This is a genomic window from Micromonospora lacuserhaii, assembly GCF_036902735.1.
GTDB lineage: Bacteria > Actinomycetota > Actinomycetes > Mycobacteriales > Micromonosporaceae > Micromonospora.
Map to the genome: position 1 here is coordinate 80,065 of NZ_JBAKHO010000017.1, position 23,596 is coordinate 103,660.

General features: G+C 72.4%; 28 protein-coding genes and 1 riboswitch. Of the genes, 14 read left to right on the forward strand and 14 right to left on the reverse strand.

Annotated features, from left to right (window positions below; genetic code table 11):
- Positions 1–69 precede the first annotated feature (69 nt).
- The 6 genes from V6U81_RS14275 to V6U81_RS14300 all read left to right on the forward strand — a co-directional run bounded on the left by V6U81_RS14275 (position 70) and on the right by V6U81_RS14300 (position 4,518).
- Positions 70–1,056, forward strand: coding sequence for a sigma-70 family RNA polymerase sigma factor (locus V6U81_RS14275; protein WP_334489256.1), 987 nt, complete (start codon positions 70–72; stop codon positions 1,054–1,056).
- Between the two features lie 169 nt (positions 1,057–1,225).
- A riboswitch (SAM riboswitch) is annotated at positions 1,226–1,337 on the forward strand.
- Between the two features lie 32 nt (positions 1,338–1,369).
- A complete protein-coding gene (locus V6U81_RS14280; RefSeq protein ID WP_334489259.1) occupies positions 1,370–1,513 on the forward strand; it encodes a hypothetical protein in 144 nt (47 codons plus the stop codon).
- A 102-nt stretch (positions 1,514–1,615) separates the two neighbouring features.
- Positions 1,616–2,470, forward strand: coding sequence for an ABC transporter substrate-binding protein (locus V6U81_RS14285; protein WP_334489261.1), 855 nt, complete (start codon positions 1,616–1,618; stop codon positions 2,468–2,470).
- A 43-nt stretch (positions 2,471–2,513) separates the two neighbouring features.
- On the forward strand, positions 2,514–3,299 hold the full coding sequence (locus V6U81_RS14290; RefSeq protein WP_334489264.1) for an amino acid ABC transporter permease: 786 nt from the start codon (positions 2,514–2,516) through the stop codon (positions 3,297–3,299).
- Positions 3,296–4,042, forward strand: coding sequence for an amino acid ABC transporter ATP-binding protein (locus V6U81_RS14295; RefSeq protein WP_334489266.1), 747 nt, complete (start codon positions 3,296–3,298; stop codon positions 4,040–4,042). The genes V6U81_RS14290 and V6U81_RS14295 overlap by 4 nt, the downstream gene beginning before the upstream one ends.
- 158 nt (positions 4,043–4,200) lie before the next feature.
- Positions 4,201–4,518 (forward strand): putative quinol monooxygenase, encoded by a 318-nt coding sequence (locus V6U81_RS14300; protein ID WP_334489269.1) that lies wholly within the window; start codon positions 4,201–4,203, stop codon positions 4,516–4,518.
- A gap of 89 nt (positions 4,519–4,607) precedes the next feature.
- Here the strand turns inward: V6U81_RS14300 and tatC are convergent, their stop codons facing one another.
- The 5 genes from tatC to V6U81_RS14325 form a co-directional block, all read right to left on the reverse strand.
- Entirely contained in the window at positions 4,608–5,561 is a 954-nt protein-coding gene (gene tatC, locus V6U81_RS14305; protein ID WP_334489272.1) for a twin-arginine translocase subunit TatC, read from the reverse strand.
- A gap of 18 nt (positions 5,562–5,579) precedes the next feature.
- Positions 5,580–5,921 (reverse strand): Sec-independent protein translocase subunit TatA, encoded by a 342-nt coding sequence (gene tatA / locus V6U81_RS14310; protein WP_334489275.1) that lies wholly within the window; start codon positions 5,919–5,921, stop codon positions 5,580–5,582.
- Positions 5,922–6,135: 214 nt separating this feature from the next.
- Entirely contained in the window at positions 6,136–6,384 is a 249-nt protein-coding gene (locus V6U81_RS14315) for a hypothetical protein (RefSeq protein ID WP_334489278.1), read from the reverse strand.
- Positions 6,385–6,394: 10 nt separating this feature from the next.
- Positions 6,395–7,414 (reverse strand): helix-turn-helix transcriptional regulator, encoded by a 1,020-nt coding sequence (locus tag V6U81_RS14320; RefSeq protein WP_334489281.1) that lies wholly within the window; start codon positions 7,412–7,414, stop codon positions 6,395–6,397.
- Positions 7,411–8,409: a helix-turn-helix transcriptional regulator gene (locus tag V6U81_RS14325; protein WP_334489284.1), complete on the reverse strand. Its 999-nt coding sequence runs from the start codon at positions 8,407–8,409 to the stop codon at positions 7,411–7,413. Before V6U81_RS14325 ends, V6U81_RS14320 begins: the two co-directional genes overlap by 4 nt.
- Before the next feature lie 116 nt (positions 8,410–8,525).
- On the opposite strand from V6U81_RS14325, the gene V6U81_RS14330 reads away from it, so the two are divergent.
- Together V6U81_RS14330 and V6U81_RS14335 are read left to right on the forward strand one after the other, a co-directional pair.
- The gene (locus tag V6U81_RS14330) at positions 8,526–9,539 is read left to right on the forward strand and encodes a cation diffusion facilitator family transporter (protein WP_334489287.1); all 1,014 of its coding nucleotides are present in this window, start codon (positions 8,526–8,528) and stop codon (positions 9,537–9,539) included.
- A gap of 52 nt (positions 9,540–9,591) precedes the next feature.
- Positions 9,592–10,677 (forward strand): DUF3866 family protein, encoded by a 1,086-nt coding sequence (locus V6U81_RS14335; protein WP_334489290.1) that lies wholly within the window; start codon positions 9,592–9,594, stop codon positions 10,675–10,677.
- 15 nt (positions 10,678–10,692) lie between these two features.
- Here V6U81_RS14335 and V6U81_RS14340 read toward each other — a convergent pair whose 3' ends face one another.
- From V6U81_RS14340 to rfbA, 4 genes are all read right to left on the reverse strand, one after another.
- Positions 10,693–10,887 (reverse strand): hypothetical protein, encoded by a 195-nt coding sequence (locus tag V6U81_RS14340; RefSeq protein ID WP_334489293.1) that lies wholly within the window; start codon positions 10,885–10,887, stop codon positions 10,693–10,695.
- A gap of 60 nt (positions 10,888–10,947) precedes the next feature.
- The gene (pafA, locus tag V6U81_RS14345; protein WP_334489295.1) at positions 10,948–12,306 is read right to left on the reverse strand and encodes a Pup--protein ligase; all 1,359 of its coding nucleotides are present in this window, start codon (positions 12,304–12,306) and stop codon (positions 10,948–10,950) included.
- 68 nt (positions 12,307–12,374) lie between these two features.
- Entirely contained in the window at positions 12,375–12,998 is a 624-nt protein-coding gene (locus tag V6U81_RS14350; RefSeq protein ID WP_334489298.1) for a dTDP-4-dehydrorhamnose 3,5-epimerase family protein, read from the reverse strand.
- Positions 12,995–13,876, reverse strand: a complete 882-nt coding sequence (gene rfbA / locus V6U81_RS14355; protein ID WP_334489300.1) for a glucose-1-phosphate thymidylyltransferase RfbA — start codon at positions 13,874–13,876, stop codon at positions 12,995–12,997. The genes V6U81_RS14350 and rfbA overlap by 4 nt, the downstream gene beginning before the upstream one ends.
- Positions 13,877–13,964: 88 nt before the next feature.
- Between rfbA and rfbB the strand changes: the two genes are divergently transcribed.
- From rfbB to V6U81_RS14385, 6 genes are read left to right on the forward strand one after another with little or no spacing between them, the layout of a single operon-like run.
- On the forward strand, positions 13,965–14,966 hold the full coding sequence (rfbB, locus tag V6U81_RS14360; protein WP_334489303.1) for a dTDP-glucose 4,6-dehydratase: 1,002 nt from the start codon (positions 13,965–13,967) through the stop codon (positions 14,964–14,966).
- A complete protein-coding gene (gene rfbD / locus V6U81_RS14365; protein ID WP_334489306.1) occupies positions 14,963–15,850 on the forward strand; it encodes a dTDP-4-dehydrorhamnose reductase in 888 nt (295 codons plus the stop codon). Before rfbB ends, rfbD begins: the two co-directional genes overlap by 4 nt.
- Positions 15,847–16,233 carry a DUF2304 domain-containing protein gene (locus V6U81_RS14370; protein ID WP_334489309.1) on the forward strand — a complete coding sequence of 129 codons (387 nt, stop codon included), beginning with the start codon at positions 15,847–15,849 and terminating at the stop codon, positions 16,231–16,233. The genes rfbD and V6U81_RS14370 overlap by 4 nt, the downstream gene beginning before the upstream one ends.
- Positions 16,226–16,927, forward strand: a complete 702-nt coding sequence (locus V6U81_RS14375; RefSeq protein WP_334489311.1) for a glycosyltransferase family 2 protein — start codon at positions 16,226–16,228, stop codon at positions 16,925–16,927. Before V6U81_RS14370 ends, V6U81_RS14375 begins: the two co-directional genes overlap by 8 nt.
- Positions 16,924–18,231: a lipopolysaccharide biosynthesis protein gene (locus V6U81_RS14380; protein WP_334489314.1), complete on the forward strand. Its 1,308-nt coding sequence runs from the start codon at positions 16,924–16,926 to the stop codon at positions 18,229–18,231. The genes V6U81_RS14375 and V6U81_RS14380 overlap by 4 nt, the downstream gene beginning before the upstream one ends.
- Positions 18,228–19,256, forward strand: a complete 1,029-nt coding sequence (locus V6U81_RS14385) for a glycosyltransferase family 2 protein (RefSeq protein ID WP_334489317.1) — start codon at positions 18,228–18,230, stop codon at positions 19,254–19,256. The genes V6U81_RS14380 and V6U81_RS14385 overlap by 4 nt, the downstream gene beginning before the upstream one ends.
- A 90-nt stretch (positions 19,257–19,346) precedes the next feature.
- On the opposite strand, the gene prcA is transcribed toward V6U81_RS14385, so the two are convergent.
- The 5 genes from prcA to dop form a co-directional block, all read right to left on the reverse strand.
- Entirely contained in the window at positions 19,347–20,180 is an 834-nt protein-coding gene (gene prcA / locus V6U81_RS14390) for a proteasome subunit alpha (protein WP_334489320.1), read from the reverse strand.
- A gap of 60 nt (positions 20,181–20,240) precedes the next feature.
- Positions 20,241–21,080, reverse strand: a complete 840-nt coding sequence (prcB, locus tag V6U81_RS14395; protein WP_334489322.1) for a proteasome subunit beta — start codon at positions 21,078–21,080, stop codon at positions 20,241–20,243.
- Positions 20,999–21,685, reverse strand: coding sequence for an endonuclease VII domain-containing protein (locus tag V6U81_RS14400; protein WP_334489325.1), 687 nt, complete (start codon positions 21,683–21,685; stop codon positions 20,999–21,001). The genes prcB and V6U81_RS14400 overlap by 82 nt, the downstream gene beginning before the upstream one ends.
- A 22-nt stretch (positions 21,686–21,707) precedes the next feature.
- The gene (locus V6U81_RS14405; protein ID WP_030332902.1) at positions 21,708–21,923 is read right to left on the reverse strand and encodes a ubiquitin-like protein Pup; all 216 of its coding nucleotides are present in this window, start codon (positions 21,921–21,923) and stop codon (positions 21,708–21,710) included.
- Positions 21,924–22,029: 106 nt separating this feature from the next.
- Positions 22,030–23,547 (reverse strand): depupylase/deamidase Dop, encoded by a 1,518-nt coding sequence (dop, locus tag V6U81_RS14410; RefSeq protein ID WP_420884021.1) that lies wholly within the window; start codon positions 23,545–23,547, stop codon positions 22,030–22,032.
- Positions 23,548–23,596: the final 49 nt, after the last annotated feature.

Here is a 23,596-nt window from a genome sequence, read left to right on the forward strand (position 1 = left end):
GGAGGTACGGGCCGGCCGGCGGAAACTGAGCGGTGCGGGGCCGTCGGTCCCGGCGCGTATGGTCGCGGTGTGCGGGAGGAGACACCGGGCGACGTCCCGTGGGAGCCGCTGCGCACCGAACTCACCGGCTACTGCTACCGGATGCTCGGCTCGGGCTTCGAGGCCGAGGACGCGGTGCAGGAGACGCTGGTGCGGGCCTGGCGGTCGCGGGACCGCTACGACGAGCGGCGCGCCTCCCCACGGACCTGGGTCTACCGCATCGCCACGAACGTCTGCCTGGACATGCTGCGCAGCGCGCAGCGGCGGGCCCGGGCGATGGACCTCGGCCCCGCCGCGACCCCCGGCTCACCCCTCGGCGAGGCCACCCCCGAGCGGTTCTGGGTCCAGCCGGTCCCCGACGCCCGGGTGCTGTCGGAGCACGGCGATCCGGCGGAGCTGGCCCTGCAACGGGAGGCGGTCCGGCTGGCCTTCGTCGCCGCCCTGCAACACCTGCCGCCCCGGCAGCGCGCCGTGCTCATCCTGCGCGACGTGCTCTGCTGGCGGGCCGAGGAGGTCGCCCGGCTGTTGGACAGCAGCGTGGCGTCGGTGACCAGCGCCCTGAATCGGGCCCGCGTCACCCTGCGGGCCGCGAACCCCACCCCCGGGGAGGTGTCGCGCCCCGCCGACGCGGCCCAGCGGCAGTTGCTCGCCCGCTACTGCGCGGCGTTCGAGGAGCACGACGTGGCGACGCTGGTCGCCCTGCTCCACCAGGACGTCATCATGTCCATGCCACCGCTGCGCTGGTGGCTGCGCGGGCGGGACGCGGTCGGGCGGGCGCTGTCGGACCCAGCGGCCGGGTGCGCGGGTGCCCGGCTGCAGCCTGTCGCGGCGAACGGCTCGCCCGCCTTCTGGCAGACCCGCCCCGGCCCGGGCGGCGTCCACACCCCGTTCGCCCTGGTCCTGCTCGACGTGGACGGGGGCACGATCCGGGGCCTCACCAGCTACCTGGACGTCGACCGGCTGCAGCCGTTGTTCCGGCTCCCGTCCGGCGAGCCGCTGGATCCGGCGGCCGGCTGAGTCCCACCTGGACACCCCGGCCCCGCACCGGTCCGGGTGCGACACGCGGACGGCGCCCGGAACGCACTCCCGGGCAGGACGCCGGACGAGAGACCCGGTAAGGAGCGGACGTGAGGGCCGTCATAACGGCTGGACGATCGGCCGGGCGGTGCTGTTAGCCTTTCGGGCAGGTCATGAGCGCCAGCGTCAAGCCCCGGCTCGCTGGCCGGCAACCCTCCTCCACGGTGGGGTGCTCCGGGTGAGGACCAGGCACCGGTGTGGCACCGGTGCAAGCGTGGCCTGGTTCCCAGGTCATCCCCGACCCAGGAGAACCATGTCTGCTCACCGCACCGCCCCGCCCCTGTCCGGCGCGGCCCCGTCGGCCGGACGGTCGGCCGGCGTCGCGCTGGTCAAGCGGCGGCACGTCGACCTGATGCGGGTCTGCAGCGACGGCTGTCGCCGCCCCACCGCGCAGTAGACGACCCCCTCTTCCTCGTACCACTCGCGGCGGTGCGCCCGTCGGGCGCGCCGTCTCCCGGCGTGCCTCCATGCCCGCCGACCGATCAACCCGGAGACACCTGTGCGCTTCCTTCCTGCCCTGTCCAAGGTCGCGGCCCTCGGCGCCGCGGCCGTCCTGGCGGCCACCACGCTGACCGCCTGCGGCGACGACTCCACCAGCGCCGCCGACAACCCGTACGAGCTGCTCCAGCCGGGCGTGCTGCGCGCCGGCACGCTCACCGACGCGCCGCCGAACGTGTATCTCAAGGACGGCAAGTTCACCGGCTTCGACAACGACCTGCTCACCGCCGTCGCCGGCAAGGTCGGCCTCAAGGTGGAGTTCGTCGGCACCGACTTCTCCGCGCTGCTCGCCCAGGTCAACAGCCACAAGTTCGACGTGGGCAGCTCCTCGATCACCATCACCGAGGCGCGTAGGAAGACCGTCGACTTCGGCAACGGCTACGACTTCGGCTACTTCGGACTCGATGTGCCGGCCGGGTCCACGATCACCGGCTTCGACCAGCTCGCCGGCAAGCGGGTGGTCGTCGTCCAGGGCACCGTGCAGGACGACTACGCCACCGGCAAGAACCTCAACCCGGTCCGGGTGCCCGACTACAACGGCGCGTTGAACCAGCTCAAGGCCGGCACCGCCGACGCCTGGATCGCCCCGGCGGAGATCGGCGAGAAGTCCGCCGCCGACAGCAACGGCAAGATCAAGGTGGCCGCGAAGCAGCTCAGCCCCGCCCCGACCGCCTACGCGGTGGCCAAGGGCAACGACAAGCTGCGCGAGGCGCTGAACTCCGGCCTCGACCAGGTGATCGCCGACGGCACCTGGACCCGGCTCCAGGAGCAGTACTACCCGGGCCGGCCGATCCCGGCCGACTTCACGCCGGGCAGCGGCGCGGTCGCCGCGCCGTCGGCCTCGGCCGCCTCCTGACGGTACGGACGACGAGCGAGCAGGGCGGACGGTGACGAACTAGATGGACACGTTAGGCACCCTGTGGGAGACCTTCTTCGACACCGACGCGATGCGCGAGGCGCTGCCCGAGATGCTGACCGTCGGGTTGCCCAACACGCTGATCCTGGCGATCACCGCCGCCCTGCTCGGCTCGCTGTTCGGCATGCTGCTGGCCATCGCCGGCATCTCCCGTACCCGCTGGCTGCGCTGGCCGGCCCGGCTCTACACCGACATCTTCCGCGGCCTGCCGGCAGCGGCGACCATCCTGCTCATCGGCGTCGGCCTGGCGCCGCTGGGCATGGAGGTCTGGGGCCCGAACCCGTACCCGCTGGGCATCCTGGCGCTGTCGCTGATCGCCGCCGCGTACATCGGTGAGATCTTCCGCGCCGGCATCCAGAGCGTGGAGGCCGCCCAGTTGGAGGGCGCCCGGGCGCTCGGCTTCTCCTGGGGCGAGGCGATGCGCCTGGTGATCGTCCCGCAGGGGGTACGCCGGGTGCTGCCGGCCTGGGTCAACCAGCTGATCGCCCTGATCAAGGACTCCAGCCTGGTCTACTTCCTCGGCCTGGTGGCCAGCCAGCGGGAGCTGTTCCGGATCGGCCAGGACTACGCGGCCACCACCGGCAACGAGTCCGCGCTGCTGCTCGCCGGTCTGTTCTACCTGCTGCTCACCGTGCCGCTGACCCACGCGGTGAACGCGATCGACCGGCGGCTGCGCCAGGGCCGTGCGGGGACCGTGCCACCCGAGGACGACGGAGGTCTGGCGGTGGCCGGCGAGGCCGCGCTGCCGACCGGAAAGGACCAGCGATGACCGACACCGCCACCACCACCTCCGTCAGCCTCGCCGTCCGCGACGTGCACCTCGCGTTCGGCGCGAACAAGGTGCTGCGCGGCGCCGACCTCGACGTCGCCCGCGGCGGCACCGCCTGCGTGATCGGCCCGTCCGGCTCCGGCAAGTCGACCCTGCTGCGCACCATCAACCGGCTCATCGAACCGGACCGGGGCGACGTGCTCCTCGACGGGCGCAGCGTGCTGCGCGACGACCCGGACGCACTGCGCCAGCGGGTCGGCATGGTCTTCCAACAGTTCAACCTCTTCCCGCACATGACCGTGCTGCGCAACATCACCCTGGCACTGCGGAAGATCCGGAAACTGCCCGAGGACGAGGCGGTCCGGGTCGCCCGCGCCCAGTTGGAGCTGGTCGGGCTGGCCGCCAAGGCGGACTCCCGGCCCGCGCACCTCTCCGGCGGGCAGCAGCAGCGGGTGGCGATCGCCCGGGCGCTGGCCCTGCAACCGCAGGTGATGCTCTTCGACGAGGCCACCTCCGCGCTCGACCCGGAGCTGGTCAAGGGCGTCCTCGCGGTGATGGCGGACCTGTCTGCCGGCGGGATGACGATGGTGGTGGTCACCCACGAGATGGGCTTCGCCCGCTCGGTCGCCGACACCGTCGCCTTCATGGACCACGGCGTGGTCCTCGAAGCCGGCGAGCCGGCCGCGGTCTTCGAGGCGCCCGAGCACCCGCGGCTGCGCCGCTTCCTGTCCCAGGTGCTGTAGGTCGACCGGGTGCTCACCTCGGTGCTGATGCGGCCGAGTGGCCGGGGCGGCGGGATGCGGTAGCCGGCGACGCGGGCAGAGTGTGACCGGGAAATCGAATCCGGTGATCCCGGCGGCCGGCCCGAACCGGCCGGAGACGACGAGCTTCGGAGGTACGCGTGATCGCTCTGGTGGTCCGCTTCGACATCCGCGACGAGGAGTCGGCGGCCGGCTTCGACGCGTTGACGCGGCAGGCGGTGGCGCAGATCCGGGCCGCGGAGCCCGGCACGCTGGTCTACGCCACGCACCGGGTGGCCGATGAGCCGCTGGCCCGGGTCTTCTACGAGGTGTACGCCGACGAGGCCGCGTTCCAGGCCCACGAGCAGGCTCCGCACGTGATCGCGTTCCACGCGGCGAAGGACCCGCTGGTCGCCGCGCAGCGGGTCGAGTTCCTGGAGCCGGATGTCAGCAAGGGCCTGCCCGACGGCGAGCGGTAGCAGCGACGCCGCCCCCGGTGAACGGGGGCGGCGTCGTCGGACGTGGCGGCGGCAGCCGTCAGGTCATGTCGTCGTGGCGGCGGCAGCCGTCAGGTCATGTCGTCGTAGCGGCGCTCGATCGGCGCCGGCGCGGCGACCGGGGCGGGCGCCTCGATCGGGCCGGAGAAGTCGACCCGGGAGCCGGCGGCAACCGGCTCGTCGTCCAGCTCCAGCGGCGACACCTCGTCGTCACCGAGGCCCGAGTAGACCTCCTTGCCGCGGCCCTTGCGCCGGTCGTTGAGGAAGGCGATGCCGACCGCGCCGAAGTAGAGCGCGGATAGGCAGATCGCCAACGCCGTCATGCCGAACGGATCCGGCGTCGGCGTGACGACGGCGGAGAAGGCGAAGAACACGAAGATCGCCACTCGCCACCAGCTGAGCAGCTTGCGCGCGCTGACCAGGCCGACGAAGTTGAGCATCAGCGCGACCAGCGGGAACTCGAACGCCACCCCGAACAGCAGGATCAGGTTGGTGACGAACGAGATGTAGCGGGTCACTTCGAGGGTGGTGGCGATGTCCGGGCCGGAGATGTCGAGCAGGAACTCCAGGCCCTTGGTGGTGACGAAGAAGGCCAGCACGGCGCCCGCCGCGAAGAGCGGCGCGGCGAGCGCCGTGAAGATGTAGGCGTACCGCCGCTCGTGCCGGTGCAGGCCCGGCGCGATGAACGCCCAGAGCTGGTAGAGCCAGACCGGCGCCGCGATGATCAACCCGACCCAGAGGCCGATCTTCAGGTTGAGGAGGAAGAGATCGGCCACGCCGAGCTGGACGAACTTGCACTGCCCGGTGGCCGGGTCGATCGCCTGCGGCAGGTCACAGTAGGGCTTGGAGAGCAGATGCCGCACCGGCCCGGCCAGCCAGATGCCGAATCCGAAGCCGACCATGATCGCCAGCGAGGCGCGGAAGAGACGGTTGCGCAGCTCACGGATGTGCTCCATGAGCGTCATCGACCCGTCGGCGGCCCGTTCGAACTCGCTCGGGCCGCGCTTACGAAGCGCGAAGGCCACGGTGGTCGGGCCTTTCGGTCAGTTCTCGCGGACGCGCTGCACCGGGTCGACCGGCGGGGCGACCGGCTGCTGCGGCTGCGGGGCGTACTGCTGCTGCGGCTGGGCGTAGGGCTGCCCGCCGTACGGCTGCTGCTGCGGCGGCTGCTGGCCCGCGTACGGCGGCAGCGGCTGGTAGCCGGCCTGCGCGTCGGCCTTCTCGGCCAGGTCGCGGTCGTCGTCCTGCAGGCTCTTGGTCTCCGCCTTGATGATCCGCAGCGAGCGGCCCAGCGAGCGGGCCGCGTCGGGGAGCCGCTTCGCGCCGAAGAGCAGAATCAGCACGACCACGAGTACGGCGATGTGCCACGGCTTGAGGGCACCCATGGGAAGCTCCAGTCGCTCTGTGTCGAAGGGTGTGTCGCAGCCCATCGTACGTGCGTCGAGAGCCGTTGCCACCCGCCGGGCCACTGCCAACGGTGCCCGGCCGGTGAAGTCTTGACCACCCCGGGATGTCCCGTCAACCACCTGGACACGTTCATCCGTACGCGAAACGGACGCCGATCGCGCAGCCGGCGCGCGATGCACCGACCGTGATCGATCACTTCCCCCGCTTGGCCTTGATCAGCTCGATCCGCTCCTGCGCGACGGCCGCGCGCTGCTGCAACGCCTCGGCCCGCTCCTGGAGCACCTCGGCCGACGCCCGCAGCGTCTCCGCCTCGGCCTGGCGCCGCTGCAGCGCCACCGCCGCCCGGCGCAGCCGGGGCAGCCGCGCCAGCACCGGCCGGACCGCCAGGGCCAGCACGACGAGCGCGAACAGCACCACCGCGAGCACGATCCACTTCACCACGGCGGTCAGCCTACTGGGTGACCGCCGGCTCCGCCGGATCGGCCGACGGCGCGCCGCCCACCGGGCTGGCGTACGCCTCGAGCGCGGCGGCCGCCTGCGCGCGCACCTGCTCGGCCAGCTCGACCGGGGCGACCACCGTCACGTCGGGCCCGAGCCCCAGCACGAACCGGCGGGCCCAGCCCAGGTCGGTCACCCGCAGCGAGACCAGCCAGTGGTCCCCGTCGGCGTCGATCCGTTCGCACGGGTAGTACTCGGTGATCCACCGCTCCCCCCGGCCGATCCGCACGGTGATCAGCGGCAGGTCGGGCGTGGGACGGAACACCCCGTCGCTCAGGTCGTGCGGGCGCGCCTGCGGCGGCACCACGGCCGGCTCGTCCAGCTCCGCGACCGCGTCGATCCGGTCGGCCCGGAACAGCCGGACCGCCTCGGCCCGGCGACACCACGCCTCGACGTACGCCCGGCCGTCGACCATGAGCATCCGCAGCGGGTCGATGGTCCGCTCGGTGCTCTCGTCCCGGGCGGCGGTGTAGTAGGTGATCCGCAGCGCCCGGCGCCGCTCCACCGCGTCGCGCAGCTCGCGTACCCGCTTGCTCTCCCCGGGCAGCCGCACCGCCACCGGCGCGCCGACCAGGTCGCCGGCGGCGTTCTCGATCTTGGCGAGGGCCCGTTCCACGGCCTCCCGGTTGGCCACCCCGGGCGTCTCGGCGAGCATCCGCAGCGCCACCACCAGGGCCAGCGCCTCGTCCGGGGTGAGCCGCAGCGGCCGGTCGATGCCGGCGTCGTAGGTGATGGTGACCCGGTCGCCGTCGAAGGCCATGTCGATCAGGTCACCCGGACCGTACCCGGGCAGCCCGCAGACCCAGAGCAGCTCCAGGTCCTCGCGCAGCTGCCGCTCGGTGACCCCCAGGTCGTCGGCCGCCTCGGCGATCTCGATGCCGGGGCGGGCCAGCAGGTAGGGCACCAGGTTGAGCAGCCGGGCCAGCCGGTCGGCCGAGGTCCGGGAGGCGCCGCGGGCGGCGGGGCGGGTCACCGGGCACCCCCGGTCACGGTCAGCTCGTCGTGCCGGGCGGCGATCTCCTTGAGCCGCTGGATCACCGCGTCGCGCACCTCCGGCGGGTCGAGCACCCGCACGTCCGGGCCGTACCCGACGAGCTGGCCGGCGAGGTGCTCCGGGTCGGCGTACGGCAGCACCAGCCGGTCGCCGTCCGGCCCGGGCCCGCTCTGCACCGCCCAGCGCCGCAGGCCTGCGGCCCGACCCGGGGCGACCAGCACGGTGGCCCGGCCGGTCCGCTCGACCGGCCCGGACCAGCGGGCCACGTGGCTGATCAGGTCGACGCCGGCCGGCGGCTGGTAGCCGCCCGGTTCGCCGGTCACCCGGACCGCGCCCACCACCCGGGAGAGCCGGAAGCAGCGGGTCGCCTCCCGGTCCAGGTCGTGGCCGACCACGTACCACCGGCCACGCCAGCAGACCACGCCCCACGGCTGGAGGCGGCGGCGGGTCGGATCGTCGCGGTCGGGCACCCGGTAGTCGAAGTTGACCTGGCGCCGGTCCCGGGCGGCGGCGGTCAGCGGCGCGAACGACGGGTCCACGGTGACCATGGGCTCCAGGCCCAGGGTGGCCTGGGGGTCCACGTCGACGCCGGCGGCGCGCAGCTTGGCCAGCCCGGAGGAGGCGGCGGCAGCCAGCCCGGCGTGCTGCCAGAGCCGGGCGGCGATGCCCACGGCCGCGGCCTCGTCCGGCGCGAGCGGAATGTCCGGCAGCGCGTACTCCCGGTGCGCGATCCGGTAGCCGGGCTCGGCGTCGAAGACGCTGGCCGTGCCCGTCTCCAGCGGCACCCCCAGCTCCCGCAGCTCGGCCTTGTCCCGCTCGAACTTGCGCTGGAAGGCCTCGTGCTCCTTGGGGTCGTCCGGATCGTGCTCGTAACCGGGCACGGTCGCGGCGATCTGCGCGGCGGTCAGGAACCGTCGCGTGGACAGCAGGCAGATCACCAGGTTGACCAGGCGTTCGGTACGGCTGCGCGACACGTGTGAACGCTAGCAGCCCACACGTCGCGCGGGTGCACCCGCGCGGGCGCGGCGTGTGGTGGACCTCCGCGTCCACTCCCGGGGCGACGTCGACCGGACAGACTTAGGGTGACCGCATGTCGGAAGCGGAAGTCAAGACCGAGAGCGTCGGCACCGTCGTCGTCGCCGGTGCGGCGAACCTCGCCATCGCCATCGCCAAGCTGGTCGCCGGGCTGATCTCCGGCTCCGCGGCGATGCTCTCCGAGGCCGCCCACTCCGTCGCCGACACCACCACCGAGGTGCTGCTCTACCTGGCGCTGCGCCGGGGCGCGCGGCCCGCGGACACCCGGCACCCCTTCGGGTACGGCAAGGAGAGCTACGTCTGGGCGTTCCTCGCCGCGCTCTTCACCTTCGTCGCCGGCGCCGGGTTCGCCATCACCCACGGCGTGACCACCATCCTCGTGCACAAGCACACCGGCAACTACCTGGCGTCGTACATCGTGCTGGCGGTCTCCTTCGCCATAGAGTCGATCTCCCTGACCCGGGCCGCCCGGCAGATCCGCCGCGAGTCCCGCCGCTGGCGGACCACCCCGCGCCGATTCCTGTGGCTGACCGCCGACACCACGGTCAAGGCGGTCTTCCTGGAGGACAGCGCCGCCCTGACCGGCCTGCTCATCGCCGGAATCGGGCTCGGCCTGTCGGAATACACCGACGACGAGCTCTGGGACGGCCTGGCCTCGATCGCGATCGGCCTGCTGCTGCTGGTGGTGGCCACGATTCTCGCCAAGAGCAACCTGTCGCTGCTGGTCGGCCGGGCCGTGCCCGAGCGGCTGCACCGGGAGATCGAGCGGGAGCTGGCCGGCCTGCCCACGGTCAACCGGATCGACACCCTGATGACGATGCAGCTCGGCCCGGAGGACATCCTGGTCGCCGCCAAGGTCGACTTCCACGACGACGCCACCGGCGCGGACATCGAGGCCGCCGCCGACGAGGCGGAGCGCCGGCTCACCGAGCGCTACCCGGAGATCGGGTACGTCTTCCTCGACCCCACCCGCTCGATGCCCGGCAAGGACGGCCGGCGGGCCCGACGGACCCAGGACGAGCAGGAACGGCCGGTGGACCAGGAGACCCGGCCGACCGGCCAGCCCTGAGCCGCCGCCCCCGGGAGCGGCGCCCGGCGGCGTCGCCGATAGCGTCGCCGGCATGGTGCGATGGCGCTCGGGAACGGTCACGACGGTACGGCGGCGCTGGGCCGGCGCGGTGGAACTCGACGTCGCCCTGCCCGACGGGGCCACCATGCGGGCCCTGGCCTACCCCGCGCTGGTCGGCGACCCGGAGCCCGGCGACCGGGTGCTGCTCAACGCCGGCGCCCTGCTGATGGGCCTCGGCACCGGCGGGTACGCGCTGGTCGTGGCGCTGCCCGACCGGCTGCCCGCCGACCCGCCGCAGGGCGGCGACACCCGCGACGCCGGGCACCTGGTCAAGGCCCGGTACACCCCGCTGCAACCGATCATGCTCGGCGTCGACGAGGAGGCCTCGCCGCACCACGAGCTGCTCGCCGCCGCGGAGGGACTGGACGGGTTGCCGGTGGTCACCGCCGACCTGCACTCGGCGCTGCCGGCGATCCTGGCCGGCGTCCACGCCGACGCCCCCGGGGCCAGGGTGGCCTACCTGCTCACCGACGGCGGGGCGCTGCCCGCCTGGTTCTCCCGCACCCTGGACGGGCTGCGCGACCGCCTGGTCGGCACGGTCAGCGTGGGGCAGGCGTTCGGCGGTGACCTGGAGGCCGCCACCCTGCACAGCGGGCTGCTGGCCGCCCGGCACGTGCTCCGCGCCGACGTGGCGATCGTCGCCCAGGGCCCCGGCAACCTGGGCACCGGCACCCGGTGGGGCTTCTCCGGGGTGGCCGTCGGCGAGGCGGTGAACGCGGTGGCCGCGCTCGGCGGTCGGCCGGTCGGCTCACTGCGGATCTCCGACGCCGACCCCCGCCCCCGGCACCGGGGGGTGTCGCACCACAGCCTCACCGCGTACGGCCGGGTCGCCCTGGCCCCGGCGGACCTCGTCGTGCCGGCGGACCTGGCACCGGCGCTGGCCGCCGAGGTGGACGCCGCGCTGGCCCCGCTCGCGGCGCGGCACGCCCTGGTCCGGGTGCCCACCGACGGCCTGGACGACGCGCTGCGCGCCCTGCCGGTGAAGCTGTCCACGATGGGTCGTGGCCTGGACGCCGACCACGCCTACTTCCTGGCCGCGGCGGCGGCCGGACGGCACGCGGCGGGCCTGCCGGGCTGAGCGCCGGGGGGCGGGTCAGCCGACGAGGAAGATGAGGGCGAACCAGCCCCCGACGATGGCGACCAGGGCGACCACCAGCACCCAGGTCGGCACGGTGTATTCGCCGCGACGGTTGCGCGCGATCTCCTCGCGGATCTTCTCGCGCCGACGCTCGACCCAGTTCAGCTTCTCGGCGCCGCGCTCGCGGTCGGAGGATTCGGAAGTGTTCATCGCCACGCCAGCGTACCGGTGGGCCGGCGGCCGGTGCGTGCCGCACCGGCCGCCGGAACGTCACATGCTGGCGATCAGCCGCTCGACCCGCTCGTCGTACGCCCGGAACGGGTCCTTGCAGAGCACAGTGCGCTGGGCCTGGTCGTTGAGCTTCAGGTGCACCCAGTCGACGGTGAAGTCGCGCCGCTTCTCCTGGGCGTGCCGGATGAACTCCCCGCGCAGCCGGGCCCGGGTGGTCTGCGGCGGGGTCTCCTTCGCCTCGAAGATCTCCGGGTCGGTGGCGATCCGGTCCACGTCGCCGCGCCGCTCCAGCAGCGCGTAGAGGCCCCGGCCCCGGCGCACGTCGTGGTAGGCCAGGTCCATCTGGGCCACCCGGGGGTGGGACAGCGACAGGTCGTGCTTGCGCTGGTAGCGCTCGATCAGGCGCAGCTTGGTCACCCAGTCGATCTCCCGGGAGACCGGCTCCAGGTCACCGGTCTCCACCGCGCGCAGCACCCGGCCCCAGAGCTCCACCACCCGCTTGGCGGTCTGGTCGCCGCCGCGCCGCTCCACGAACTCGGTCGCCTTGGCGAGGTATTCCTGCTGGATCTCCAGCGCGCTGACCTCCTTGCCGGAGGCCAACCGGACCTTGCGCCGGCCGGTGATGTCGTGCGACACCTCGCGGATCGCCCGGATCGGGTTCTCCAGCGACAGGTCGCGCATCACCACGCCGGCCTCGATCATCCGCAGCACGATGTCGGCGGAGCCGACCTTGAGCAGCGTGGTGACCTCGTTCATGTTGGAGTCGCCGACGATGACGTGCAGCCGGCGGTAGCGCTCGGCGTCGGCGTGCGGCTCGTCGCGGGTGTTGATGATCGGGCGGCTGCGGGTGGTCGCCGAGGAGACGCCCTCCCAGATGTGCTCGGCCCGCTGGGACAGGCAGTAGACCGCCCCGCGCGGGGTCTGCAGCACCTTGCCGGCGCCGCAGATCAACTGTCGGGTGACCAGGAAGGGGATCAGCACGTCGGCGAGCCGGCCGAACTCGCCGTGCCGGGACACCAGGTAGTTCTCGTGGCAGCCGTACGAGTTGCCGGCCGAGTCGGTGTTGTTCTTGAACAGGTAGATCTCGCCCGCGATGCCCTCGTCGTGCAGCCGCTTCTCCGCGTCGATGAGCAGCCCTTCGAGGATCCGCTCACCGGCCCGGTCGTGGGCGACCAGGTCCACCACGGAGTCGCACTCGGGGGTGGCGTACTCCGGGTGGGATCCGACGTCGAGGTAGAGCCGGGCCCCGTTGCGCAGGAAGACGTTGCTCGACCGCCCCCACGACACGACGCGGCGGAAGAGGTACCGGGCTACCTCGTCGGGGGACAACCGTCGCTGCCCCCGGTAGGTGCAGGTGACGCCGTACTCGGTCTCGAGGCCGAAGATTCGCCGCTCCATGGTGTGACATTAGCCGCCCGGAGGCCCCGTTCGTCACTGTCGCGGCACAGCTCATCCTCTCCGGTCGATCAAATCCCGTCCGAGTACGACATTCCGTCCGGCCCGAGCCCGGCGGTGAACGACCGGCAGACGGCGAAGTCGGGCAGCAGCCCGGACTCCCGGGCCCGCGCCAGGGTCGGCGCGGCGTCGTCCCGGGCGGAGAGCTGCGGCACCTCGGCCGGCCACTCGATCGCCAGGTCCTCGTCGAGCGGGTGCACCGCGTGCTCGCCGCTCGGGTTGTAGGTGGTGGAGCAGAGGTAGCTGAGCGTGGCGTCGTCGGTCAGCGCGCAGAAGCCGTGCCCCAGCCCCTCGGCGAGGTAGACCGCGCGGCGGTCGGCGTCGTCCAGCCGGACGCCCTCCCACCGCCCGAAGGTCGGCGAGCCGACCCGCAGGTCGACGATCACGTCGAGCACCGCCCCGCGTACGCAGGTGACGTACTTGGCCTGGCCGGGTGGGACGTCGGCGAAGTGGATGCCGCGCACCACGCCGCGGGCCGAGACCGACAGGTTTCCCTGGGCCAGCCGCAACGGGTGGCCGACCGCCTCGGCGAGCCGGTCGAAGCGGTACCACTCCGTGAACAGCCCGCGCGGGTCGCCGTGCTGCTGGGGGGTGATCTCCCAGGCGCCCTCGATGCTCAGCGGACGGATCTTCATCGGGCCGCCTCCGACCCCTCGGCCAGCAGGCCGAGCAGGTAGTCGCCGTAGCCGCTCTTGGCCAGCGGCGCGGCCAGCTCACGCAGCCGCGCGTCGTCGATCAGGCCGGCCCGCCAGGCCACCTCCTCGACGCAGCCGATCTTCATGCCCTGCCGCTCCTCGATCACCCGGACGAACTCGCCGGCCTGCATCATCGAGGTGAAGGTGCCGGTGTCCAGCCAGGCGGTGCCCCGGTCCAGCACGGTCACCGACAGCTCGCCGGACTCCCGGTACACCTCGTTCACCGCGGTGATCTCCAGCTCGCCCCGGGCGCTCGGGGTGAGCTTGCGGGCGATGTCGACGACCCGGTTGTCGTAGAAGTACAACCCCGGCACCGCGTACCGGGACTTCGGCTTCTCCGGCTTCTCCTCGATCGACAGGACCCTGCCGTCGACGTCGAAGTCCACCACCCCGTACGCCTCCGGGTTGGCCACCGGGTACGCGAAGACCCGGCCGCCGACCAGGTCGGTGTTGGCGGCGAGCTGCCGGCCCAGGCCGGCGCCGTGGAAGATGTTGTCACCCAGGATCAGCGCGACCGGCTCGTCACCGATGAAGTCCGCACCGAGCACGAAGGCCTGCGCGATGCCCTCCGGGCGGGGCTGGGCGACGTACTCCAGGCGCAGGCCCCACTGGGAGCCGTCGCCGAGCAGCCGTTGGAACTGGGCCTGGTCCTCCGGCGTCGTGATGACCAGGATCTCCCGCACCCCGGACATCACCAGGGTGGAGAGCGGGTAGTAGATCATCGGCTTGTCGAAGACCGGCATCAGCTGCTTGGACACCGCCCGGGTGATCGGCCAGAGTCGGGAGCCGGTGCCACCGGCGAGAAGGATTCCACGCACCCGCGGAGCGTACCGGCCGCGATGTGAACCGGACACCAGGGTCACGGGCACCTGAGAGGCAGGTCAGCTCGCGTACACTTCCGGACCCGTGAGGATCCTCGTCACCGGCGGAGCCGGATTCATCGGGTCGGAGTACGTACGGATGCTGCTGGGTGTGCCCGGCGGTGATGCCGCCGGGGTGCCCGACGTCGGGCCCACCGCGGTGACCGTGCTGGACAAGCTCACCTATTCCGGCAACCTGGCGAACCTCGCCCCGGTCCGCGACGATCCGCGGCTGCGGTTCGTGCAGGGCGACATCTGCGACCCGGTCGTGGTCGACGAGGTGGTCGCCGGCCACGACGTGATCGTGCACTTCGCCGCCGAGTCGCACGTCGACCGGTCGATCGCCGGGGCCGCGCCCTTCGTCACCACCAACGTGCTGGGCACCCAGACCCTGCTGGACGCCGCGCTGCGGCACGGCACGGGCCGCTTCGTGCACGTCTCCACCGACGAGGTGTACGGCTCGATCGACTCCGGTTCCTGGACGGAGACCTGGCCGCTGGCGCCGAACTCCCCGTACTCGGCCTCGAAGGCCGGCTCCGACCTGCTCGCCCTGGCGTACCACCGCACCCACGGCATGGACGTGGTGGTCACCCGCTGCTCCAACAACTACGGGCCGTACCAGTTCCCGGAGAAGGTCATCCCGCTCTTCGTGACGAACCTGCTCGACGGGGGCACCGTGCCGCTCTACGGCGACGGCGGCAACGTCCGGGACTGGCTGCACGTGCACGACCACTGCCGGGGCATCGCGCTGGCGCAGCAGAAGGGGCGCGCCGGCGAGGTGTACAACATCGGCGGCGGCACGGAGCTGAGCAACAAGGAGCTGACCGGCCGGCTGCTGGAGGCCTGCGGCGCCGGCTGGGACCGGGTCGTCCCGGTCGCCGACCGCAAGGGCCACGACCGCCGCTACTCGCTGGACATCACCAAGATCAACACCGAGCTGGGGTACGCCCCGAGCATCGACCTGGACCGCGGCCTGGCCGAGACCGTCCGCTGGTACCGGGACAACCGGGCCTGGTGGGAGCCGCTGAAGGCGGCGAAGACGGCATGACCCGCGTCCTCGTCACCGGCGCCGGCGGGATGCTCGGCCGGGACCTGCTGGCCGTCCTGGCGCACCGCCCGGACCTGACGGTGACCGCCGCGACCCGCAAGGAGCTCGACGTCACCGACGCCGCGGCGGTCCGGGTCGCCGTCACCGGCCACGACGTGGTGCTCAACGCGGCGGCCTGGACCGACGTCGACGGGGCGGAAACCGACGAGGCGGCGGCCACCGCGGTCAACGGCGACGCCGTGGCGCACCTCGCCGCCGCCTGCGCCGCCACCGGCGCCCGGCTGCTGCACGTCTCCACCGACTACGTCTTCCCCGGCGACGCCACCAGCCCCTACCCGGAGGACGCCCCCACCGACCCGGTCAACGCGTACGGGCGCAGCAAGCTCGCCGGCGAACGGGCGGTGACCCGGCTGCTGCCCGACACCGGGTACGTGGTGCGCACCGCCTGGCTCTACGGCGCGCACGGGCCCAACTTCGTGGCCACCATGCTGCGCCTCGCCGGGCAGCGCGACCACCTCGACGTGGTCGACGACCAGCAGGGCCAACCCACCTGGTCGTACGCCCTGGCCACCCAGCTCGTCGCGCTGGCCGACGCCGCGCTCGCCGGCCGGGCCGCCGCCGGCACCTACCACGGCACCTGCTCCGGGCACACCACCTGGTACGGGCTGGCCCGGGCCACGTTCACCCTGGCCGGACTCGACCCGGACCGGATCCGACCCACCACCAGCGACCGGTATCCACGTCCCGCCCCCCGCCCCGCGTACAGTGTGCTATCGCACGACCGCTGGGCCGCCGCCGGCCTGCCCGCGCTGCCGCACTGGCGCGACACCCTGGCCGACGCGTTCGACTCCGCCACTCCACCCGCCCCGTGGAAGGTCGCATGAAGCTCACCCTGGTCACCGGACTGACCGGCCTGATCCTGCTCGGGACGATCGTCGAGCTGCTGCGCCGTCGCCAGCTCCGGGAGAAGTACGGCATGCTCTGGCTGGGCGTGCTGGTCATCGTCATCCCGCTGTCGCTGTTCCCCCGACTGCTCGACAACGTCGCCGGCTTCCTCGGCGTGGTCTCCGGCGTCAGCCTGGTGCTCTTCCTCGGCATCGTCTTCCTCCTGCTGGTCTGCGTGCACCTGAGCTGGGAAGTCAGCGCCCTGGAGGAGGAGACCCGCACCCTCGCCGAGGACTTCGCCCTGCTCCGCGCCGAGATCGACGCGGAACGGGCGGCCCGGAACGGCGCCGCGCGCGACGGGCTGGTGTCCCACGATGGTTAACGGCAAGCGCACCCTGATCATCATCCCGGCGCTCAACGAGGCCGGCTCCATCGCCGACGTCGTCGGCGAGGTCCGCGGCGAACTGCCGGGCGTGGACGTCCTCGTCGTCGACGACGGCTCCACCGACCGCACCGCCGCCGTGGCGGCCGCCGCCGGCGCCCTGGTCGCCAAACTCCCGTACAACCTCGGGGTGGGCGGGGCCATGCGGCTCGGCTACCGGTACGCCCGCGACCACGACTACGACGTGGCCGTCCAGATCGACGCCGACGGCCAGCACGACCCCCGCTACGTGCCCAAGCTGGTCGACCTGCTCGACGAGAACGACCTGGTCATCGGCGCCCGGTTCGCCGGGGAGGGCGACTACATCGTTCGCGGCCCACGCCGCTGGGCGATGGTGATGCTCTCCGCGGTGCTCTCCCGGATCGCCCGCACCCGGCTCACCGACACCACCTCCGGGTTCCGCGCCGCCAACCGGCGGGTCATCGAGATGTTCGCCGGCTGGTACCCGGCCGAGTACCTCGGCGACACCGTGGAGACGCTCGTGCACACCGCCCGGCGCGGATACCGGATCCGCCAGGTGCCGGTGGCGATGCGCCGGCGGATGGCCGGCACCCCCAGCCACTCCCCCGCCAAGGCCATGATCTACCTCGGCCGCGCCTTCGCCGTGCTCACCCTCGCCCTCATCCGCCGGTGATCCGTCGACTGAAGGACCTCGTCCCACCCGGCACCCTCGCCGTGGGCGTCGGGCTGGCCCTGCTCGGGCTGGCCTCCTACGTCCACCTCGCGGTGGCCGGGCACGCCCTGGACGCCGCCGACTACTCGTCGCTGTCGGTGCTCTGGTCGATCGTGTTCACCCTCGGTATCGGCGTCTTCCTCCCCTTCGAGCAGGAGACCGCCCGGGTGGTCGCCGCCCGCCGCAGCCAGGGCCTGCCACCCGGGCCGGTACTCAGCCGCGCCAGCGTGCTCGCCGTCACCGTCCTCGCGGTGATGGCCGTGGCGGTCCTCGCCGGCCACCGGACGATCGCCGACCGGCTCTTCGCCGGCGACGACACCATGGTCGCCGTGCTGATCGGCGCGCTCGCCGCGACCGCCGTCTCCTACACCACCCGCGGCGTCCTCGCCGGCCTCGGACACTTCCCCTGGTACGGCACCCAGCTCGGGGTCGACGGCGGCCTGCGGATCGCGATGGTCGCCCTGCTCGGCCTCACCGGCGTCACCGACCCGGTCTGGTACGGCGCGGTACTCGTCGCCGCCCCGCTGCTCGCCGTCCTGGTCACCCTCCCGCCGGTGCTGCGCGCCGTCGGCGGCGGCGTACCGGTCGCCTGGAGCGCCCTGCTGCACGGCCTCGGCCTGCTCGCCGTCTCCAGCCTGCTCTCCCAGGCGGTGGTCAACGTCGGCGTGATCAACGTACGGCTGCTCGCCCCGTCCGACGTCGCCACCGCCGGGGCGCTGCTCTCCGCGCTGGTGCTGGTCCGCATCCCGCTCTTCGTCTTCGGCTCACTGCAGGCGTCCCTGCTGCCCGGCCTGGCCACCTCCGCCACCACCGGCGACCGTGCCGCCTTCCACGGCCTGCTGCGCCGCGCCCTGGGCATCGTCACCGCGCTCGGCGTCACCGGCGCGATCGGCGCCGTGCTGCTCGGCCCCTGGCTGGTCCGTACCCTCTTCGACGCCCCCGACGTGCTCGGCCACGGCGACTTCGCCTGGCTGGCCGTCGCCACCCTCGCCTACCTGTGGGCGATGGTGCTCGGCCAGGCGCTGCTCGCCCTCGACCGGCACCGCGCGCAGGCACTCGCCTGGACCGTCGGCGTGGCCGCCCTGGTCGCCGTCACCGTCACCCCGGCGCCGGTGGCGCTGCGGGTCGAACTGGCGTACACCGCCGCCTCCGTCGTGGTCGTCGCCGTCATGGCGCTGCTGCTGCGCGGCGGCTCCCCCACCCCCGCACCGACGCGGCCCCTCGACGAGGCGGCCACCGCTGGAGTATCCGGAGGCCCGCGATGACCCACCCACAGGTGACCGCCGTGATGCTGGCCTACGGCGCGGAGCCCTACCTGGTCGACGCCGCCCGGGCCGTCCTCGACTCCACCGGCCTCGACCTCGAGCTGATCGTCGTGGACAACGGCTGCACCGGCGACGGCATCGACATCGTCAAGGGTCTCCCCGGCGTCCGGGTGATCCGCCCCGAGACGAACACCGGCTACTCCGGCGGCTGCCGGATCGGCGCGGCCGAGGCGACCGGCGAATGGCTCGCCTTCGTCAACTCCGACGCGATCGTCGCACCCGACGCCCTGGCCAGGACCGTCGCCGTCGCCGGCGAACCCGGCGTCGGCGCGGCGATGGCCTCCATCCGGCTCGCCGAGAACCCCGAGATCATCAACACCTCCGGCAACCCGCTGCACTTCATCGGCCTCTCCTGGGCCGGCGGCAACGGCCAACCCGCCAGCGCGCACGCCGTGCGCACCACCGTCCCCTCGGTCAGCGGCTGCTGCTTCGTCATCAACCGCGAGCTCTGGCGGGAGCTGGACGGCTTCGCCGCCGAGTACTTCGCCTACCACGAGGACACCGAACTCAGCCTGCGGCTGTGGCAGCGCGGGCTCCGCCAGGAGTACGTCCCGGACGCCGTGGTCGTGCACCACTACGAGTTCTCCCGCAACAAGCTCAAGCACTACCTGCTCGAGCGGAACCGGCTGATCTCCCTGCTCACCGCGTACGAGACGCGGACCCTGGCGGTGCTCGCGCCGATGCTGCTGCTCACCGAGGCGGCCATGCTGGTCGCCGCGCTGCTCGGCGGCTGGAGCCGGGAGAAGGTCCGCGGCTGGGGCTGGCTCTGGGCCAACCGTGCCTGGTTGCGCGCGCGCCGCCGCCGGCTCCAGGACGAGCGGACCGTGCCCGACGGGCTGATCGCCGAGCTGATGACCGCGAAGGTCGACCCGTCGAACGTCGAGTCGCCCCCCGGCATGGCCATCTACAACGTCATCGCCGCCGGCTACTGGGCCGCCGCGAAGCCGCTGCTGCGCACGCGCTGAGTCAGGTCCCGCCGCCGGCCGCGGCCCACGCGGCCCGGACACGCCGCAGGGGCCGGGATGACACCCCGACCCCCGCGTGACGTGCGCGCGCTACGCCTCCGGCTGCTCCGGCCGAACACCCTCCAGGTCGGCCGACCCGGCGGACGTCGTCGGCTTGTGCGCCTCCTCCGTGGGCACGGTCGGCGTCTTCGCCCGCCCACCGGCCGGCGCCGCGTCGGCCGACGCGTCGCCGTCCAGCAGCCCGGTCAGCGCCGCCCCGGTCACCCGCCGGAACGTACGCCCCACCCGGCCGCGATCCAGCACCGCCACCTCGAGCTGGTTGGCGGCGATCGTCCGGGAGGCGCCGCCCTCACCGCCGACGCTGCTCAACGCCTGCACGGCCACCTTGACCGCCTCGCTGAGCGACATCTCCGGCCGGTGCTGCGCCTTGAGCACCCCGGTGATCGCCTCAGCCTGGCCGCCCATCGCCATCCGACCCGGCTCGTCGTTGACCGAGCCGTCGTAGGTGATCCGGTACAGCTCGTCGTCCTCGGCGGTGGCACCGACCTGCGCCACGCAGATCTCCACCTCGAACGGCTTGGACTGCTCGGTGAAGATGGACCCCAGCGTCTGCGCGAACGCGTTCGCCAGGGCCCGGCCGGTGACGTCGCGCCGGTCGTAGCTCAGGCCGTTCAGGTCGGCCATCCGCACCCCGGCGCGGCGCAGGTTCTCGAACTCGTTGTAGCGACCGACCGCGGCGAAGCCGATCCGGTCGTAGATCTCACTGACCTTGTGCAGGGCGCTGGAGAGGTTCTCCGCGACGAAGAGCACCCCACCGGCATAGCTGAGGACCACCGCGCTCCGGCCCCGGGCGACGCCCTTGCGGGCCAGCTCGGAGCGGTCGCGCATGATCTGCTCGGGCGAGGCGTAGAACTGCATGGCCACGGCGGCGGTTCTCCTTCGGGCGCTGTGCTGACGACTGCTGACAGGTGGACGGGAGCGGGGTCAGCCGCCCGGGTTCTCCATCCGGCCGGCGACGACCGACTCGGCGATCGCCGCCGTCTCGGCGTCGGTGAGCCGGTGGGTGCCCTCGGCCGTCGCCGTCATCACCACCGGGTAGATCCGACGGGTGAGGTCCGGCCCGCCGGTGGCGGTGTCGTCGTCGGCGGCGTCGTAGAGCGCCTCGACGGCCAGGCGGGTCGCGTCGTCGATCGAGATGCCGGCGCGGAAGCGCTTCTTCAGCGCGGACTTGGCGAAGAGCGAGCCGGAGCCGATCGCGTCGTAGCCGGTCTCCTCGTAGGGGCCGCCGGTGACGTCGAAGCTGAAGATCCGACCGGCCCGGGCCGGGTCGCTCGCGGCCAGGTCGAAGCCGGCGAAGAGCGGGACGACCGCGAGGCCCTGCATCGCCGCGCCGAGGTTGCCGCGGATCATCGAGGCGAGCCGGTTGGCCTTGCCGTCGAGCGAGAGCATCGCGCCCTCGATCTTCTCGTAGTGCTCCAGCTCCACCTGGAACAGTCGCATCAGCTCGATCCCGATGCCCGCGGTGCCGGCGATGCCGACCAGCGAGTACGCGTCGGCCGGGTGCACCTTCTCGATGTCGCGCTGGGCGATCAGGTTGCCCATGGTGGCTCGCCGGTCGCCGGCCATGACGACACCACCGGCGGCGGAGATGGCCACGATGGTCGTCGCGTGCGGCGCCAGGTCGGCGGCCATGCCCGGCGGCAGCGGCCGCCGGCCGGGCAGCATCTCCGGGGCCACCCGACTCAGGAACGAGGTGAAGGAGGACGTCCCCGCGTTGGTGAACACATCTGGTAGACGCCCGGATGGATCAAAGCCCGCTGCCACGTGGTTCCTCTCAGGTACGTGATCGCCCTGGCCAGCCTCGTGGGACTGTCACGGAACTGGCCAAGACCACCGTTGCAGTTGAAGCAGAGTATCCCGCGCACCCATCCGGTGCGATGATCGTGGTCCAGATGTTGCGGGTCCGCGCCGCCGCAGATCGCGCAGACGCCGCCCTGCTCGGCGAGGAGCTCGTCGAACTCCTTCTGCCCCACGCCGTAGCGGTGCCGCAGGTGGTACTCGCGGCTACCGCCGTAGAGCCGCTGCCGGGTCTCGTTGCCCTTGTCGTTGTGGCAAGGCTTGCAGTATCGGCCGTAGCCAGACCGGGCGGAGCGGTTACGGGGAAAGTCCGCGAGCGCCTTCGTCTCGCCGCATGCCGGGCACCGGCGGTGTCCATCCGGCACCACCGGTGCGGAACGGACGTCCCGGCCCTGCTGCTCCTTCAGCCGCTTGGCATAGCTGGCCTTCGAGCGCAGGTTGAAGCACGGTTTGCAGTAGCTGCCACGTCCATCGGGACGCTTGCTGTTACTGCAAAACTGCTCGAGCGGTTTCCACTCGCGGCAGTCGCGACAGCGGCGCTCTCCGTCGCGATCATTTGGGGAGCTAGGCATGTCCGAATTGACCGGCTATGCCCTACTGGCCCCCTTTTTGTACGTACCCCCTGACAAATTCCTCGGCATTTTCCTCAAGAACGGAGTCGATCTCGTCGAGCAGGTCGTCGACGTCCTCGGTGATCTCGGCGTGTCGCTCGGCCACCTCGGGGTTGGCCTCGGTGGTGACGTCCTCGATCTCCTCGCCCTGGCGGGACTTGCCGGACTGCGACTGGCCGCCGCTGTCATGAGTGGCCATTGCTGCCTCCTCCACGATCGTCTGCGATGAACTTACCTCGCGGGAGCGACGAAAAGCCCGCCGCGCGCCAGCTTCCGGCACTCGACGGGCGTCCGTCCGGTACGGCTCAGTTGCCGGTCAGCGTCTCCAACAGGTCCTTGGCGGTGTCGCACCGGTCGAAGAGCGCGCCGACGTGCTTGCGGGTGCCCCGCTCGGGCTCCATCATCGGCACCCGGACCAGGGACTCCCGGCCGACGTCGAAGATCACCGAGTCCCAGCTCGCGGCGACCACCTCGGAGGCGTACTGGGCCAGGCAGCGGCCCCGGAAGTAGGCCCGGGTGTCCTCCGGCGGCTCGGTCATCGCGGTACGCGTCTGCTCGTCGGTCAGCAGCGTCTTCATCGAGCCGCGGGAGACCAGCCGGTGGTAGAGGCCCTTCTCCGGCCGGACGTCGGAGTACTGGAGGTCGACCAACTGGAGCTTGTGCGAGCCCCAGGAGAGCTTCTCGCGCTCCCGGTAGCCCTCGAGCAGCCGCAGCTTGGCCACCCAGTCCAGCTCGTCGGCGCAGAGGAAGGCATCCCGGCCGAGCCGGTCCAGCACGCTCTCCCAGCGGGCCAGCACGTCCGCGGTCTGCTCGTCGACGTCGTTGCCGTACCGGTCGTCCACGAAGGACCGGACCCGCTCCAGGTACGCCCACTGGACGTCCAGCGCGGTCAGCTTCCGGCCGTCGCGCAGCCGCATCAGGTGCGTCAGGCCCGGGTCGTGACTCACCGCGCGCAGCTCGGCGACCGGGTCGGCGATGCCCAGGTCGCTGCCGAGCGCCTTCTCCTCGATCATGGAGAGGATCAGCGCCGTGGTGCCCACCTTGAGGTAGGTGGAGATCTCCGAGAGGTTGGCGTCGCCGATGATGACGTGCAGCCGGCGGTACTTGTCGGCGTCGGCGTGCGGCTCGTCGCGGGTGTTGATGATCGGCCGTTTGAGGGTGGTCTCCAGCCCGACCTCGACCTCGAAGAAGTCGGCGCGCTGGGAGATCTGGAAGCCGCTCTGGCCGCCGTCCTGGCCGATGCCGACCCGGCCGGCGCCGCAGACGATCTGCCGGGTGACGAAGAACGGCGTCAGGTACGCCACGATGTCGGCGAACGGGGTCTGCCGCCGCATCAGGTAGTTCTCGTGGGCGCCGTAGCTGGCGCCCTTGTTGTCGGTGTTGTTCTTGTACAGGTGGATCGGGTGGGTGCCGGGGATGGTGGCGGCCCGGCGGGACGCCTCGGCCATCACCCGCTCCCCCGCCTTGTCCCAGCGGACGATGTCGAGGGGGTTGGTCACCTCGGGGGTGGAGTACTCCGGGTGGGCGTGGTCGACGTAGAGCCGGGCACCGTTGGTGAGTATCACGTTGGCCAGGCCGAGGTCCTCGTCGGCGAGCGCCTCGGCCGGGTCGTACGCGGCGCCGGAGTAGGTGAAGCCGCGAGCGTCGCGCAGCGGCGACTCCTCCTCGTAGTCCCACCGGGCCCGGCCGCCACGGTTGAGCTCGGGGCGCGCCCCGTAGGCGTTGACCACCTGGGACGAGGTGACCATCGGGTTGGCCCCGGCCTGGCCGGGCACGGAGATGCCGTACTCGACCTCGGTGCCCATGATTCGTCTGACGCTCATCGACCTACCCGCTTCGCTCGCCCATCCCGGTGCGCCGTCACGTCGAGCG

Excerpts from the sequence above, each read along its gene's own strand:
- V6U81_RS14280 (WP_334489259.1), top strand. The coding sequence starts at position 1,370 with ATGTCTGCTCACCGCACCGCCCCGCCCCTGTCCGGCGCGGCCCCGTCG.
- V6U81_RS14290 (WP_334489264.1), top strand. The coding sequence starts at position 2,514 with ATGGACACGTTAGGCACCCTGTGGGAGACCTTCTTCGACACCGACGCG.
- V6U81_RS14295 (WP_334489266.1), top strand. The coding sequence starts at position 3,296 with ATGACCGACACCGCCACCACCACCTCCGTCAGCCTCGCCGTCCGCGAC.
- tatA (WP_334489275.1), bottom strand. The coding sequence starts at position 5,921 with ATGGGTGCCCTCAAGCCGTGGCACATCGCCGTACTCGTGGTCGTGCTG.
- V6U81_RS14330 (WP_334489287.1), top strand. The coding sequence starts at position 8,526 with ATGTCGGAAGCGGAAGTCAAGACCGAGAGCGTCGGCACCGTCGTCGTC.
- V6U81_RS14335 (WP_334489290.1), top strand. The coding sequence starts at position 9,592 with ATGGTGCGATGGCGCTCGGGAACGGTCACGACGGTACGGCGGCGCTGG.
- V6U81_RS14340 (WP_334489293.1), bottom strand. The coding sequence starts at position 10,887 with ATGAACACTTCCGAATCCTCCGACCGCGAGCGCGGCGCCGAGAAGCTG.
- pafA (WP_334489295.1), bottom strand. The coding sequence starts at position 12,306 with ATGGAGCGGCGAATCTTCGGCCTCGAGACCGAGTACGGCGTCACCTGC.
- V6U81_RS14350 (WP_334489298.1), bottom strand. The coding sequence starts at position 12,998 with ATGAAGATCCGTCCGCTGAGCATCGAGGGCGCCTGGGAGATCACCCCC.
- rfbD (WP_334489306.1), top strand. The coding sequence starts at position 14,963 with ATGACCCGCGTCCTCGTCACCGGCGCCGGCGGGATGCTCGGCCGGGAC.
- V6U81_RS14370 (WP_334489309.1), top strand. The coding sequence starts at position 15,847 with ATGAAGCTCACCCTGGTCACCGGACTGACCGGCCTGATCCTGCTCGGG.
- V6U81_RS14375 (WP_334489311.1), top strand. The coding sequence starts at position 16,226 with ATGGTTAACGGCAAGCGCACCCTGATCATCATCCCGGCGCTCAACGAG.
- V6U81_RS14385 (WP_334489317.1), top strand. The coding sequence starts at position 18,228 with ATGACCCACCCACAGGTGACCGCCGTGATGCTGGCCTACGGCGCGGAG.
- V6U81_RS14400 (WP_334489325.1), bottom strand. The coding sequence starts at position 21,685 with ATGCCTAGCTCCCCAAATGATCGCGACGGAGAGCGCCGCTGTCGCGAC.
- V6U81_RS14405 (WP_030332902.1), bottom strand. The coding sequence starts at position 21,923 with ATGGCCACTCATGACAGCGGCGGCCAGTCGCAGTCCGGCAAGTCCCGC.
- dop (WP_420884021.1), bottom strand. The coding sequence starts at position 23,547 with ATGAGCGTCAGACGAATCATGGGCACCGAGGTCGAGTACGGCATCTCC.